Below are 14,414 nucleotides of genomic sequence, written 5' to 3'. Positions count from 1 at the left end.
GCGCCGATCACGTCGCGCTGAAACCGCCGGGGCCTGCTTCCACGAATAACGGGCCCTGGACCGCCACCGCGCCCACGTAGTTTTCCGCCATCGCGGTCGCCGCGGCGCGCGACGTGGTGACGTGCTCGAGCTCCGCCACCTGGAGGCGCTGCTCGAACGGCGACGCATCGTCGAGACGGTGCATCATGCGCGTCATCCAGTACGAGAAGTGCTCGGCGCGCCAGATGCGGCGCAGCGCGGTCTCGCTATACGCATCGAGCGGATCGGTGCAGCCTTCCTTGTAGAACGCCACGAGCGCGGCAGTCAGCACGCGCACGTCGGCGACGGCCAGGTTGAGGCCCTTCGCGCCAGTGGGCGGCACGATGTGCGCCGCGTCGCCCGCGAGAAAGAGGCGTCCGTGCTGCATCGTGGTCGACACGAAGCTACGCATGCCGACGATATTCTTCTGAAAAATCTTGCCCTCGACCACGTGATGGCCTTCGTCCGAATCGACGCGCGCGTGCAGCTCGGCCCAGATGCGATCGTCGGACCAGTTTTCGACAGCGTCGTTGGGATCGCACTGGAAATACATGCGCTGCACGTTCGGCGAACGCGTGCTGACCAGCGCGAAGCCGCGTTCGTGGCGCGCGTAGATCAGCTCGCCGGACGAAGGCGGCGCCTCCACGAGAATGCCGAACCAGCCGAACGGAAACACACGCTCGTAATCGTTGCGCAATGCCGCTGGAATGGCCGCGCGCGAGACGCCCTGCGAGCCGTCGCAGCCGATCACGTAATCGCAATGCAGCGTGTGCTGCGCGCCTTCGTGCTCGAAGCGGATCGAGGGCGACGCCGTTTCGATGCCGTGAATCGACGTGTTCGAGACGTTGAAGAACAGCTTGCCGCCAGCGGCCATGCGCGCCCCGACGAGGTCCTTGAGCACTTCGTGCTGGGCGTAGACCGTGATCGACTTGCCGGTGAGCGCCGTGAGATCGATGCGGCGGCGCTTGCCTTCGAACGCCAGTTCGAAGCCGTGATGCAGCGCGCCTTCGGCTTGCATGCGCGCGCCCACGCCGGCCTCGACGAGCGTATCCATGGTGCCTTGTTCGAGCACGCCGGCGCGGATCGTCGATTCGATCTGATCGCGGCCGCGCCTTTCGAGCACGACCGAGTCGATGCCACGCAGATGAAGCAGTTGGGAAAGCAGCAGGCCCGCGGGCCCCGCGCCGATGATGCCAACCTGGGTGCGCATGAAAGTCTCCTGTGTGTTGATTTTGCGCAAGTTTGGCGGCTGCAAGCGATATCACGCAACGCGATATCGTGAATATGAATTATCTCGATTACGGATAGCGTATCGATTGGTCAGGCGGCCATGCAGACGTGCCGCAGCGCAGCGTAAGGGCATTCAGGGTTAGCCGTGCGTGTGCACGCGTGGCGGCATCGGCGTATGCTCAAACACATGCCCGCAGAGCAATCTGCACTCTGGCCGCCGGCTCGCCGCCGCCCGAAACGCGATGAATGCTTCCCCCCCACCCGCTGGTTCCGAACCCGGTCCCAAGCCCGTCTCCGCAGCCGATACAGGCGCCGGAGCCGTTGCCCACCCCGGCCCGCGCGTCACCGTGATCGTGCTCACGCGCAATCACGTGCGCCAGATCGTCGACACCGTGGCGCGACTCACCGCCTTGCCCGAGCACCCGCATGTGATCGTGGCCGACAACGGCTCCAGCGATTCCACCGTGAGCCTGCTCGCCTCGCTGTTTCCGCAGGTGCGCATCGTCCAGACGCTGGGCGATCATGGCATGGCGGGCTTCAACCGCGCCTTCGCGCTCGCGCACACCGACTATGTGGCGTGCTGCGACGACAGCACCTGGTTCGCGCCCGGCGCGCTCGCGCAGGCGGTGCAGCGGCTCGACGACCATCCGAACGTGGCGGTGCTCAATGCGCGGGTGGTCGGCGAGGATGAGCGCGAAATCCATCCGGCGTGCCTCATGCTCAACGCCACCTCGCCTGGCGGCGAGGGTCTGCCCGGCCCGGCGCTCGCGGGCTTCATGGCAGGGGCGTGCATCTTCCGCACGAGCGTGATGCGCGCGCTCGGCGGCTACGAAGAGCGGCTCTCGCATGGCGGCGCTGAAGAACTGGCCGCGCTCGACGTGCTGAGCGCGGGTCACGCGATCGTGTACTGCGAGGCGGCGCTCGCGCATCGCGAACCGCTATGCCGCTGGTTCACGCGCGCGCAGCACTGCACGCTCGCGCGCAATTCGGCGTGGGTGGCATGGATGCGTCTGCCGCTGCGCGACGCGCTGGCCGCCACCGGGCGCGCGCTCATCGTGTTCGCGCGCCAGCACTCGCTCGGCCCGGCCGGCTTCGCGCTGCTGCGCGGCGCGTTCTGGGCATTGCGGCGGCGCCGCGTTGCGCCCGCGCACGTCGTGCTGCTCACGCGCCAGGTGCGGCGCGCCGAGCGCCACGTGCGCGCCGGCATTCCGGCCATGGCGGAGAAATACGATCAGTCTGGCCAGCGGGCCTGGTAAATCGCTGCGCTAGCCGCGATAGTCCTCGATGATCGGCACGACCTGGCCCGCGATGATCCGGACGTTTTCCCTGCCGGTCAAGCCGTGGTAGCGATAGCCTTGCAGGTCTTTTGCCACGCTCGCGGTGTCGAACTGCCGCGTCGCGATGCCCCCGTCTTCCTTCAGCTGAATGCCGTTCTGCGCGCCATATTTATCGCCGAGACCCATGCGCTGAATTTGCGCCGACGACAATTTGCCATCGATGGTCAGCGCACGCGCCACCGCCTTGATAGACGTGTATTGGGCCGTCAGTTGCTCCTTCTTCCATAGTTGACGAAGCCCATCCGGGAGCCGACGATTTGCAGCACGCGACTGATCCGATTTGCGCCGCGCTCGATATTCTTGATCAAGGCATGACCGGAACGAAGTCGCGATATTCGACCTGCGCGCCGCGCACCACGATCGCGGTGGACTCGGGCACTTCAGCCCACACTTCCGGTAAATCGCCGAGCGGCTCGGACACGAGCAGGTACGCGTCCTCGCCAGCGGCAGCGATGCGCGGGTCGTCGGGATAGAGTTCGCGCAGGTGCCTGAACGACGTGGTGTGAAAGAGCGAGCGCGAGTTGCGCTCGCTCGAATAGCGCACGGCCACGAGCTGTTCGCCGTCGCTCGCGCAAACCGTCATGTTGAGCGCCGGCTCGATACCGTGCTTTTTCGCGGTGGCCTCCACAAACCCCACCATGCGCTCGAGCGCCGGCACGGGATCGACTTCGAGCCCGAAGGTCATCGCCAGATAAAACATCGCTTCGGAGTCGGTCGAGCCTTCGATCGCGCTGAAGCGCCCCGGCTCGACCGCCACCAGCAATTCGCGGCGCACGAGCGGAAAGCTCTGGATCAGCCCGTTGTGCACGAACATCCAGCGCCGGTGCCGGAACGGGTGGCAGTTGGTCTCCTGCACGGGTGTATGGGTGGCGGCACGCACATGCGCGATGAACATCGGCGCGTGCACCGCTCGCGCGATTTCGCGCAAGTTGCGGTCGTTCCAGGCGGGCTGCACGCTGCGATAGCGATACGGAATGTCGTGCGGATGCTGATACCAGCCGACCCCGAAGCCGTCGCCATTGGTGGTGGTCGCGCCAAGCTTCGAATGCAGGCTCTGGTCGATCAGCGAATGGCGCGCATGAAACAGCACTGTTTCGAGCGGCACGGCGTTACCGGTATAGGCAAGCCAGCGGCACATGGTGACCTCCACTTTCAACGACTCGATGAACGACCCGACGTGGCGGCCGGCAAGACCCCGTGCGCCCGGTTTTAAATAGCCGCGTGCCCGCCCAGCAGCGGCACGAGAAAGCCGCTCAAGCCAGTAAGAATAATCTGCACGCCGATGCACAATAGCAGGAACGACGAAATGCGCATGGCCACGCGCGTGCCTTCCGCGCCCAGATAAAATGCCAGGCGCGCGGCGCGGCTGTAAACGTAATAGATCACCAACACCACGAGCACCGAGATCACTATCGAGGCAATGCCCGAGAGCAGAAATGCCGACAGCTTGTGCGTGCGGTTCGCGTTGAGCGCGATGGCCGTGGCAATCGAGCCGGGGCCCGTGGTCAGCGGAATCGTGAGCGGGAAAAAAGCCTTGCCGGTTGCCGACGCGGCGCTGAGCGGCTTGACCGGATGATCGGCCACCGACGGCTCGGGTTCAGGCGCATTGAGCATCTGCCAGCCGCTCACGGCCACCGCGAGACCGCCGCCGATACGCAGCGCCTCCATCGAAATGCCGAAGAAATGCAGGATGGGCGTGCCCACGAAGAACGCCGCCAGCAGCACGAAGCCTGCATTGGTGGCGACGCGCTTGGCGAGCAGGCGCCGTTCTTCGTCGCTGAGCGAGGCCGTGCGGTCTAGAAAAACAAAGGCAATGCCGAAGGGGTTGATGATGCTGATCAGTCCGGTGAAACCGAACAGAATGTCTGAAATCAGGCTCTCGATCATGTAAGCGATCCGGTGAACGCAGCAGGCCCAAATGGCGCCGCCGCCGGCAGCGAGCAGTGTAACCGGAGCGGCGCGCACCGTGCCGGCCGCCTGCCGGCCCGCCAACGCAAAACAACCCGCTTCATGACGCAGCGCACCAAGCCGAGCCATCCGCACTCGCCGCGCGCATCAGGAATATTGGCAGCTTTACGGGGCGCATTCGCGGGCATAGAGTGGACCGACCGAACCCAAACGAACCCCAACCGAACCCGAAACAAGGTTTCCCTTTTACCCAAAGGAGTTGCCATGTCACTGAGGTTGCTCGCTGCGCTACCCTTCATCGGCATTCTGCTAGGCGTGCCGTTCGTCAACCGCACCGAGCCCCTCGTGCTCGGCATGCCGCTCGTGCTGGCATGGATCGTCATGTGGGTCGTGCTGACCGCGGCCATCATGGGGCTCGTCTACAAGCTCGATCCGGCCAACCGCGACGTGCAGGACGCACAAGGCGGGGTGCGATCATGAGCGCGCTGATCATCATCGCGGCGATCACCGTGATCGCGCTTTATCTGGGCATCCGCGCGCGCCGCGGCCACGACATGAGTCTCGAGCAGTGGTCGGTGGGCGGACGCAGCTTCGGCACCGCGTTCGTGTTCCTGCTGATGGCGGGCGAGATCTACACCACCTTCACGTTTCTCGGCGGCAGCGGCTTTGCCTATGGCAAGGGCGCACCCGTCTATTACATCCTGACTTACGGGACGCTTGCGTACATTCTCTCGTACTGGATGCTGCCGCCCGTGTGGCGCTACGCGAAAGAACACGGGCTGGTCTCGCAGCCGCACTTCTTCGCGACCAAGTACCAGAGCCCCGCGCTCGGCGTGCTGGTCGCATGCGTGGGTGTGGCCGCGCTCGTGCCGTATCTCGTGCTGCAACTGAAGGGGCTCGGCATCATCGTGTCGACGGCCTCGTACGGCGCGATTCCTTCCACGGCGGCGATCTGGATCGGCGCGGTGGTGGTCACCGCCTACGTGATCTTCTCGGGCGTGCGCGGCTGCGCGTGGAACTCGGTCGTCAAGGACACGATGATTCTCGCCATCGCCGTGTTCCTCGGCATCTACCTGCCGGTCCATTACTATGGCTCGCACGCCGAGATGTTCCGCGCCATAGACGCAGCCAAGCCCGGCTTCCTCAGTTTCGCAGCGAAAGGCCAGGGCGTGACGTGGTTCCAGTCCACCACGCTGCTCGCATGCCTCGGCTTCTTCATGTGGCCGCATACGTTCATGTCGGTCTACACCGCGAAGAACGAGCGCATTTTCCGCCGCAATGCCGCGATCCTGCCGCTTTATCAGCTGATCCTGCTGTTCGTGTTCTTCTGCGGCTTCGCGGCCGTGCTCAAGGTGCCGGGCCTCAAGGGCACCGACATCGACCTCTCGCTGTTCCGCCTGTCGCTGCAAACCTTCGATCCGTGGTTCGTGGGCGTGATTGGCGCAGCGGGGGTACTCACCGCGCTCGTGCCGGGTTCGATGATCCTCACCACGGCATCCACGCTGCTCGCCAACGATGTCTATCGCGGCGCGCTGAGTAAAAACGCCAACGACGAAAGCGTCGCGCGCATCGCCCGCTTCTTCGTGCCGGTGGTCGCGCTGGTCGCGGTGGGCTTCACGCTCAAGGGCGGGGAGACCATCGTGGCGCTGCTGCTGATGGGCTACAACTTCGTCACGCAGTTGTTCCCGGCGCTGGTGTGCAGCCTCGCGGCGCGCAACCGCGTGACGAAGCAGGGCGCGTTCTGCGGGATTTTCGCGGGCGTGCTGGTGGTCGTGCTCACTACGCTGCTGCACGTGAGCGTCGCGCAACTGATCCCGTTCGCGTCCGATACGTTCAAGGACATCAACATCGGCTTTCTCGCGCTCGGCGTGAATATCATCGTGCTCGCTGCCGTGAGCGCGCTCACGCAGCCGCGCACGCATGCGGATCACAAGCACGCGGGCGCGCACTGAGATCTGCACCGAGATCCGCACTGATTTCGATTGCGAGCTTCAGTTGCGATGGTTGTTTCGATGATGGGCGGCGCATTCGTTGCGCCGCTTTTTTTTAGTTCGCCGGCACTGGACCGACGAAATTCAATTCTTTGCCGCGCGTGCCGTAAACACAGTGATCCCGTCACTGCACACTCGTCAAGCGCGCCGATGACCGACACACTCGAAACCGCCCCCGGCACCGCCTCGCTCACGCCGGCCGACCTCCCGCCCGGGCAGCCGCTCGAATGGCCGCTCGTGGACCACGACGGCACGCTGCTGCTCGAACGCGGCGCCACGCTCGTGGGCGAGATGGAGCGCGATTTTCTGTTCCGCCACTTCGCACCGCAGCGCGGCGACCGCGCAGCGCTCGAGGCCGAGGACGCATTTGCACCCGCGAAACCGCGAGAGCACGAAGCCGCGCTGACCGTGCGCGACCTGCATCTTTCCATTGGCGCGTCGATGGGCCTGCGCCCGCAACAGGGCGCCAGCGGCGCGCCGATGCAGCCGTGCAAGCTGATCGGGATTGCGCCGAACGAATCGATCTTCGCGACGCTGCCCTACGCCGATGGCCGCCCGACTGCCGTCACACCCGGCGAAAATGTCGAAATCGTGGCGATTGCGAGCCAGGCCGTCTATCGCTTCGTCTGCACGCTGCACGCGATCCATCACGCGCCATTGGGCTATCTCGTGCTCTCCGCACCAGCCCATATCCGCCTGCTGCGCGAGCGCAAGTCGATCCGCGTGCACGCGCGCTTTCCGGTGCGCTTCGGCATCGGCGCCGAGGGCTATCAGGGCGTCGCGCTCGCGCGCGGCATCAGCGCGCTGGGGCTCTCGCTCGTCGCGCCATGGGCGCTCGGCCAGGTGGGCGAGCGGCTGCGCATTGCCTTCAGCCTGCGCTCCGGCAATCTCGACACGCCCATCGAAACCAGCGCGATCATTCGCAACGTGCAGCAGGAAGACGGCGCGCAATGCTCGCTCGGCCTCGAACTCGACAGCCTCACGAGCGCCGAGCAGATAGCGATGAAAGTCTATGTGTTCGACCGTCACGGCGACGTGATCTACTAGTGACCTGTTCCGGCTCATAACAGGCCCTGGCAAAGGCACGCGCTGAATCGGGCGCTCCGGTTTTACCCCTGGTGCGGCGCGCCCCTTGCGCGAAGGCCGAAATGCGTATGCTATGGTACCTGCGCATCCTCCAAACCGGCCTCCACGGCCGCACTCTTCCATGGCACAGCCCTTTGACGAAGCCGAACGCGCGGCGGTCTACCGCGCGATCCATGAGCGGCGCGACATGCGGCACTTCACGCCCGGCCCCGTCGACCCCGCGGTGCTCGCGCGTCTCTTCGACGCCGCGCATCACGCACCGAGCGTGGGCTATATGCAGCCGTGGCGCATCGTGCGCATCACCAGCGCAGCCTTGCGCGAGCAGTTGCACGAGACCGTCGAGCGCGAACGCCTCGCCACCGCCGACGCGCTCGGCAAGCGCCGCGACGAGTTCATGAAGCTCAAGGTGGAAGGCATGCGCGAATGCGGCGAGCTGCTCGTCGTCGCGCTGATGGATCGCCGCGAAGCGCACATCTTCGGCCGCCGCACCTTGCCGGAGATGGACCTTGCCTCGGTGGCCTGCGCGATCCAGAACATGTGGCTCGCAGCGCGCGCCGAAGGGCTCGGCATGGGCTGGGTGTCGATCTTCGACGTGGACGAAGTGCGCGCGCTGCTGCAGATGCCCACCGGCGCCAAGCCGGTGGCGATTCTCTGCGTCGGCCACGTAGCCGAGTTCTACCCGAAGCCGATGCTGGAGATCGAGCATTGGGCCGAGCGTCGGGTGCTCGGCGAATGCATGTACGAAAACCGCTGGCCGGACGAGCAGACCGAGGCCGTGGCGAAAGCCGAAAGCGCGAGCACGGGTTGCGCGTAGCCGCGCATCCGCGGCTCAGGCACCGATCAAGCGCCGAACGTGACGGCCTCGACGTTATTGCCATCGGGGTCGATGAGGAAAGCGCCGTAGTAGTCGGGACTGTAATCGGGCCGCAGACCCGGCGCGCCGTTGTCCGTTCCGCCAGCCGCGATGCCGGCGGCGTAAAAGCGGTCGACCTCGGCGCGACTCGCGGCGGCGAACGCCACATGCACGCCGCGCGGCGTGCCGGCGTCGCTGGGCGGCACGGCGTGGAGCCATAACTTAGGCATGCCAGGTTTGCCGATGCCGGCAAGATCGCCGTACAGCACGCTGACGCCACACCCCAGCGGCGACAAAGCCGCCTCATAAAACCGCATGCTGCGTGCGAGATCGCGCACGCGCAGACCCACGTGATCGAACATGTCTGTCTCCTGGTCAAAGCCCGTTGCCCAACGGCAGCCCGTGCCGCGGTACGTGAGGACCAGTTTAGTGCGCTCCCCCCGCGCGTGGCCTGGGGAAAATTGCACACTCTCGTGTGCGAGCCGCGGCCCGGCGATGCCTCACTGCGCGAGCGGCTTAATGGAGATCACGTCGGGCATGGCCGGCGCGCCCGCCTGACCAGCGGCGGCGTGATCAACCTCCTTCAGCTTCACGCGCCATTGCGGCGCGCCCGCGTACGGCAGCCGCGCGAGCGCGCCGGCGACCAGGTACGGCAGCGCCTGTTGCGCATCGGCATTGCGGTCGCGCTTCTCCGCACTCACCTTGTAGGCTTCGCGGCCGTCCGGCAGCGCGAGGAAACGCAACGTGAGCGTATGCGTGTAGCGCTTGCCGAACCACGGGAACGACGGCCCTTCGGACGGCACGCAGCCGCCAATGCAATTGCCCCCATTACCCGAGCCGCCGGTTTCCACACCGACGTCGCTCGGCCGCGAGGCCCATGCAGCCGAAACGATATAGCGCGCCGCCTCGGGCGTGCCTTCCTTGAAGCCGCGTTGCGCGAGGCCGGCGCGCAGCAGCGCCTCGTACGGCTGCGGCTCGTTGGCTTGCGCCTGCACGGGCGTGCGCGCGAGCCGATACGTGGCGGCGGCCAGGTCGGTTGCGTTCAGGTCGCCACTTGCTCGCACATCGGCGCTCGCGCCTGCGCAGCCGGCGAGCGCGCCCAGCATCGACAAGGTGCAGATCGTCATCAGGACTTTCACGGAGAACTCCATCGGAATCGTTGGCAGCCGGTTATGGCGCCGGGGTGTGCCATGGTGTGCATTCGGCGCGATCAGGCCAATAACACGACAACGCCGTCAAGCCGCGGTATCGAGCGCCGGCAACGACATCGTCACCGTCGTGCCCTGGTCCGGCGCGCTGTCCACATGGATCTCGCCGCCGTGACGCGTCACCACCGTCTTCACGAACGCCATGCCGAGCCCGGCGCCGCTCACCTCGGGCCGCTGGCCCGCATGAAAGCGCCGGAATGGCTGGAACAGCTTCGCCTGATCTTCGAGCGGAATGCCGTAGCCCTCGTCGCGAATCGAACAGATCACGCGCGGGGCCCGGTCGTCCGCGACAGCGATACTACAGACAATCCTCGTTTCGGGTGGGCTGTATTTCACCGCGTTGTTCAGAATGTTGACCAGGGCCCGGGTCATGAGCGAGCGGTCGGCGTTGATCCAGCCCATCTGCTCGCCGTCAAACGCCGTCTCGATCTGAATGTGCTTGGCGCTCGCCTGCGGCCAGACCTCGTCGCTCGCGTCGATGGCGAGCTCGGTCAGGCTGGTGGGCTCCAGAGCGTATTGCTGCGACTCCGCGCGAGCGAGCTGCACGAAATCGTCGGCGAGCGTGAGCGAGCGGCGCGCGTAGCGCTCGATGCGGTCCATCACCTCGCGCACCGGCCCGGCGGCCAGCGTGCCGCGCTCGCGCTCGGTCTCCACGAGCGCCACGATCGACGCCTGCGGCGAGCGCATGTCGTGCGACAGGAGACGCAGCGCGTGCTCGCGCTGGCGCTCGGCGTCGTGCAGCGCGGTCACGTCGACGAGGCCCGCGATCCAGCCCACCGCCTGCCCCTGCGCATTGGTGCAGCGCGCGTAGCGCAGCAGGTAGTCGCTGCCGTCGCGCGCGCGCACTTCCACGCCCCGCTCCATGAGCTGCGCGAACTCGCCGCGCGCGGGATCGAGCGGCGCGGGCCAGTGCGCATGCGCGAACGCGAGCGTCTCGGGGTTCGGGTCGATGGGCTTCACGAGCGCGAGATCGCCGAATACCTCGGGCATGCCGCGCCCCTCGGCCGCGCTCACGTTCAGGTCGGTGAAATAGGCGCGCGCCGCGTGGTTGGCGATCAGCACCACGCCGCGCAGGTCGGCCACGACGAGCGGCTCCGGCACCGAGTCGAGACTGTCCCAGACGAAGCGGCGCATGTCCTGCAGCCGCTGCGCGGCCTGCGCCATCAGCGCCATCTGCTGGGCCAGCACGTCGCCGCCGAATTCGCGCGGCGGCGTGGGCGCTTCGGGCAGCAGATAGGGTTCGTCGGCAAGCTGGCGCAGCTCCTTGCGCAGATACGCCATCGTCATTTCGAGGCGCCGCCAGCTCCAGAGCGGATAAACGAGTGCGAGCGCAACGATCGCCGGCACCGGCGCGAGCCAGATGCGCGCGTAGTAGAGCAGCGCGGCGCTGCCGGCCAGCGAAAGCAGCGCCAGCAAGGGCAGCAAGAGCAACGTGCGCAGCGGCGAATGGACGAGAAACGCATGCAGCAGGAGCGCAAGCGGTATCAGCGAGGCGAGCACCACGGCAATCGGCGAGGCTGGTTCGATCGCGGTGCCCGACAGCAGCGTGTCGAGCGTGAGCGCGTGGATATAGACGCCGGGCAGCGGCCCGAGCGTGCCCGAGAGCGGCGTGGCAAAGCGGTCGAACAAGCCCGATGCGGTCACGCCCACCAGCGCCACGCGGCCGCGCAGCACGTCGGGCGGCACGCGGCCTTCGAGCACTTGCGAGAACGACACCTTGCGGTAAGTGTGCGTATTGGCGCCGAACGGCAGCAAAAAGCGCGCTTCGCTATCCGCCGCGCCCGTGCGCGTGAGCCTCGCGTCCGCAGCCGCGGTCGCGGCACTGCTCGCGCGATCGGCAAGCGCGAGCGTGCCGTCGCGCACGGCGCGCCAGACCGGCACCATCAACTGGGGCCAGCGCTGCCGTGCATCGCCCTCGAACATCGCGACGCTGCGCACGATGCCGTCGTTGTCGACTTCGAGGTTGATGTGGCCGAGACCCGCGGCGGCCTGCGCGAGCGGCTCGACCGGCTTCACGACCTCGCGGCGGCCGTTGTCGGCCTCGTTGGCGGGAGACAGCAGCACCGGCAGATACGAGGGGCGCTCGCGCAGCGCCTCGCCCAGGCGCGCGTCGTCGGGCGAGGGTTCGGTGAAGAGCACGTCGTAGACCACGGCGGCCACGCCCGCCTTCGCAAGACGATCGACGAGCTGCGCATGCAGGCTGCGCGGCCAGGGCCAGCGCCCCAGCGCGGCAACGCTCTCATTGTCGATCTCGACGATCACGATGTCCGGAGAAACGGGCCGCTCCCGCGCCGCGAGAAAGCGGTCGTACACGAGGTGATCGGCGCTGAGGGTCCAGTGCCCCACCACGCTCAGCAGCACGACGGCGATGCCCGCGCACGCCACGCCCAGCCACTCGAACAGAAAGCGCCGCCCGACCGGACGGCCGGAACGGGAAAGACCGGGTGCGCTCACGCTCATGCGCGAGCGCCTCACCACTCGAGACGGAATGACTGTACCGGGCTGGCCTTCTGGAAGTACCGGCCCCCTTCGAACTGCTCGGCAATCACGGTCCAGTAATAGACGCCCTTGGGCAGGTCGCTGACGACGGCCTCGCCGTTCGTGATGCCGGTGCGGTCCACGAGCGGCGCGCGCAGGTCCTCCGAGGTAGCGAGCACGAAGCGAAAGTGCGTGCTTCCGGCGCTGCGCTGGTCGACGAACCAGCGGAACGCGTAGTCGCGCGTGCCTTCGACGCGCCCCGCCGACGCGCCCAGCGCGAGGCGCCGGCGCTGGACCGCGTAGGTCGACGGCATGCCTTCGAGGCCGTGCTCGTCGATGGCGGAAAAACGCGCGAAGTAGGTGCCGTCCTCGAGCGCGCCGACGGCGACGTGCGGCCCGTCAGAACGCGTGTCGCGAATCAGGTCCAGCAGGCCCGCATCGCGGCCGATCTGCACGTGATAGCTGCGCGCCGCTGTAACGGGCGCGAGATCGAACGCGACGGTTTCGTCGTCCTGGACCTTCCCGGGGTTGCGCAGATCGGGCGCGTCGAGCAGCGCGACGGGCGCGCCCACGGCGCCGCCCGCAAGCGTGAGGCTGCCGTGGCGCGCCGCGACGAGCTGCGTGGACGCGGCCAGCGGCATGCCCGGCGCGGGCGCGACCGAGGCAGCCGGGGCGCGCGACGCCGCGTCCACGCCCACCGCGCCCTCGATCACTTCGACCGCTGTCGAGCCTTTATCGCCATCGTAATTCACGCGAAAGCTCGTGCCGCGCACGCCCGCCACCACCGAAGGCGAGCGGATCTGGAAGCGATCGTCCTTGCGGGTGGCCTTGGTGACCTCGGTGTTCAGCTGGCCGCGATGGAGGTTGACCACGCGGTCGGTCGAGCCGGTAAGCGCGGTCTGGCGCAGCGTGGCGAGATCGAGCGAGGCGCCCGGCGGAATGACGATATGCGAACCGTCGGCGAGTTCGAGCGTGGCGAAACCGTTCTCGCCGGTCTGGACGCGGTCGCCTTCGACGAGCGTGCCGCCGACGACGAGCGGCAGCAACGGCCCCTTGCCGAATGCATGGCTCGCCGGCCCCGAAGTGGCGATCACGCGCGCCGTCAGATGATCCTGGCGCAGCAGCGCGACCGGCACGCGCAGCGAGGTGCCCGGCTGCAGGCGGCGCGGCGCGCTCACGCGGTTGAGGCGCGCGACCTTGGTCCAGTCGGCGGGATTGCGCAGATAGCGCGTGGCGATGTCGTATAGCGAATCGCCGGGCCGCGTGACGTAGACGGCCATTTCCGGCGCCTGCGGGTTCGGCTTGCGGGCTTCGGCGCGGCCGGCGGCGGGCAGCAGTCCCAACGCCAGCGCACAGGCCACCGCGCGGGCAAGCGGCGAACGCGCGAGTGCGCGGGCTGCGCTGTGCGGCGCGGCTGCCGGACCGGCAGGATCCGGCCAGGACAGGGCGACGGCCAGCGTCACGCGCCTGGGCGCGGCGGAATAGAGGGTGGGAAACGCCGAATAAGCGCCCCTCACGCCGCATCCCCCTCAATGCGTTCGAGCCGGTAGCCGTAGCCGTAAATTGGCGTGAGGCGATAGCCGTTCTCAGGCCGCAAGCCGAGCTTCGAGCGCAGCATGGAGACGTGCGTGTCCATGGTGCGGGACGGGATGTCGTCGGACTGCTTCCAGATCACGTCGAGAATGTGTGCGCGCGACAGCGGCCGGCTCAGATGCTGGAACAGCAGCAGCGCAAGCTCGAATTCCTTTTGCGTGAGCGCCACCTGCTTGCCGCCGACCGACGCCTGGCGCGACTTCAGATCGAATTCGTATTCGCCGAAAACTTCTTTCTGCGTCGGCGCGTGCAGTTGATACGCGCGGCGCAGCAGCGACGCCACGCGCGCCAGCAGGACCGGCGCGGAGACCGGCTTGACCACGTAGTCGTCGGCGCCGCTGTTGAGCATCAGCGCGATATCGACTTCGCGGCTGCGGCTCGTCATGAACAGCACGGGCAAGCGCGTGGACAGGCTTTGACGGACCCAGTGCAGGACCTCGTCGCCGGCCATGTCGGGGACGTTCCAGTCGAGCACGAGCAAGTCGAATGTCTGCCGCCGGAGCTGCTTGACGAGCTCGCCTCCCTTGGCGAACGCGTGGCAGACGTGGCCAGCCGCGCTCAGCGTCTGGCAGACGAAATCGGTCTGTGCCGGATCGTCGTCAAGTACTGCGATTCTCATAATGTCCTGCACCCAGTGTCGTTATTCATCGTCCCGGGATGTGCCGGCCCGGCGAGGCACGGCCATCATCCCTCCCCCTGCCGCGCGGCTTGC

14 protein-coding genes are annotated in these 14,414 nt (G+C 67.0%); 5 read left to right on the top strand and 9 right to left on the bottom strand.

All coding sequences use genetic code 11. The annotated features are described in order from the left end of the window. Positions 1–7: 7 nt before the first annotated feature. Positions 8–1,228: a 4-hydroxybenzoate 3-monooxygenase gene (locus P5W99_RS19860; protein ID WP_421026831.1), complete on the bottom strand. Its 1,221-nt coding sequence runs from the start codon at positions 1,226–1,228 to the stop codon at positions 8–10. A gap of 262 nt (positions 1,229–1,490) precedes the next feature. On the opposite strand from P5W99_RS19860, the gene P5W99_RS19855 reads away from it, so the two are divergent. Beyond that, positions 1,491–2,504: a glycosyltransferase family 2 protein gene (locus tag P5W99_RS19855; RefSeq protein ID WP_434664397.1), complete on the top strand. Its 1,014-nt coding sequence runs from the start codon at positions 1,491–1,493 to the stop codon at positions 2,502–2,504. A gap of 9 nt (positions 2,505–2,513) precedes the next feature. Here P5W99_RS19855 and P5W99_RS19850 read toward each other — a convergent pair whose 3' ends face one another. The 3 genes from P5W99_RS19850 to P5W99_RS19840 all read right to left on the bottom strand — a co-directional run bounded on the left by P5W99_RS19850 (position 2,514) and on the right by P5W99_RS19840 (position 4,472). Then, the gene (locus tag P5W99_RS19850) at positions 2,514–2,765 is read right to left on the bottom strand and encodes a hypothetical protein (RefSeq protein WP_434664395.1); all 252 of its coding nucleotides are present in this window, start codon (positions 2,763–2,765) and stop codon (positions 2,514–2,516) included. 124 nt (positions 2,766–2,889) lie between these two features. After that, on the bottom strand, positions 2,890–3,723 hold the full coding sequence (locus P5W99_RS19845) for a class II glutamine amidotransferase (RefSeq protein WP_421026828.1): 834 nt from the start codon (positions 3,721–3,723) through the stop codon (positions 2,890–2,892). Positions 3,724–3,794: 71 nt separating this feature from the next. Then, positions 3,795–4,472, bottom strand: a complete 678-nt coding sequence (locus tag P5W99_RS19840; RefSeq protein WP_421026827.1) for a MarC family protein — start codon at positions 4,470–4,472, stop codon at positions 3,795–3,797. Positions 4,473–4,757: 285 nt separating this feature from the next. Here P5W99_RS19840 and P5W99_RS19835 point away from each other — a divergent pair, with 285 nt between their 5' ends. From P5W99_RS19835 to bluB, 4 genes are all read left to right on the top strand, one after another. Further along, positions 4,758–4,973: a DUF3311 domain-containing protein gene (locus P5W99_RS19835; RefSeq protein ID WP_035529726.1), complete on the top strand. Its 216-nt coding sequence runs from the start codon at positions 4,758–4,760 to the stop codon at positions 4,971–4,973. After that, the gene (locus P5W99_RS19830; RefSeq protein WP_421026826.1) at positions 4,970–6,445 is read left to right on the top strand and encodes a sodium:solute symporter family protein; all 1,476 of its coding nucleotides are present in this window, start codon (positions 4,970–4,972) and stop codon (positions 6,443–6,445) included. Before P5W99_RS19835 ends, P5W99_RS19830 begins: the two co-directional genes overlap by 4 nt. 189 nt (positions 6,446–6,634) lie before the next feature. Next, the gene (locus P5W99_RS19825; RefSeq protein ID WP_421026825.1) at positions 6,635–7,531 is read left to right on the top strand and encodes a flagellar brake protein; all 897 of its coding nucleotides are present in this window, start codon (positions 6,635–6,637) and stop codon (positions 7,529–7,531) included. 160 nt (positions 7,532–7,691) lie between these two features. Further along, complete coding sequence (gene bluB / locus P5W99_RS19820; RefSeq protein WP_421026824.1) at positions 7,692–8,384, top strand: 5,6-dimethylbenzimidazole synthase; 693 nt, start codon at positions 7,692–7,694, stop codon at positions 8,382–8,384. 26 nt (positions 8,385–8,410) lie between these two features. Here bluB and P5W99_RS19815 read toward each other — a convergent pair whose 3' ends face one another. The 5 genes from P5W99_RS19815 to P5W99_RS19795 form a co-directional block, all read right to left on the bottom strand. Further along, positions 8,411–8,785, bottom strand: coding sequence for a VOC family protein (locus tag P5W99_RS19815; protein WP_421045825.1), 375 nt, complete (start codon positions 8,783–8,785; stop codon positions 8,411–8,413). A gap of 138 nt (positions 8,786–8,923) precedes the next feature. Then, the gene (locus tag P5W99_RS19810; RefSeq protein ID WP_421026822.1) at positions 8,924–9,562 is read right to left on the bottom strand and encodes a DUF4136 domain-containing protein; all 639 of its coding nucleotides are present in this window, start codon (positions 9,560–9,562) and stop codon (positions 8,924–8,926) included. 96 nt (positions 9,563–9,658) lie between these two features. Next, entirely contained in the window at positions 9,659–12,091 is a 2,433-nt protein-coding gene (locus P5W99_RS19805) for a CHASE2 domain-containing protein (protein WP_421026821.1), read from the bottom strand. Between the two features lie 11 nt (positions 12,092–12,102). Beyond that, positions 12,103–13,572: a FecR domain-containing protein gene (locus P5W99_RS19800; protein WP_434664442.1), complete on the bottom strand. Its 1,470-nt coding sequence runs from the start codon at positions 13,570–13,572 to the stop codon at positions 12,103–12,105. A 50-nt stretch (positions 13,573–13,622) separates the two neighbouring features. Beyond that, positions 13,623–14,321 carry a response regulator transcription factor gene (locus tag P5W99_RS19795; RefSeq protein WP_175197993.1) on the bottom strand — a complete coding sequence of 233 codons (699 nt, stop codon included), beginning with the start codon at positions 14,319–14,321 and terminating at the stop codon, positions 13,623–13,625. Positions 14,322–14,414: the final 93 nt, after the last annotated feature.

The sequence above is a fragment of the Paraburkholderia sp. A3BS-1L genome, assembly GCF_051125215.1.
GTDB lineage: Bacteria > Pseudomonadota > Gammaproteobacteria > Burkholderiales > Burkholderiaceae > Paraburkholderia.
Note: the sequence above shows the minus strand (reverse complement) of the source record. Positions and strands in the feature narration are given on the sequence as shown.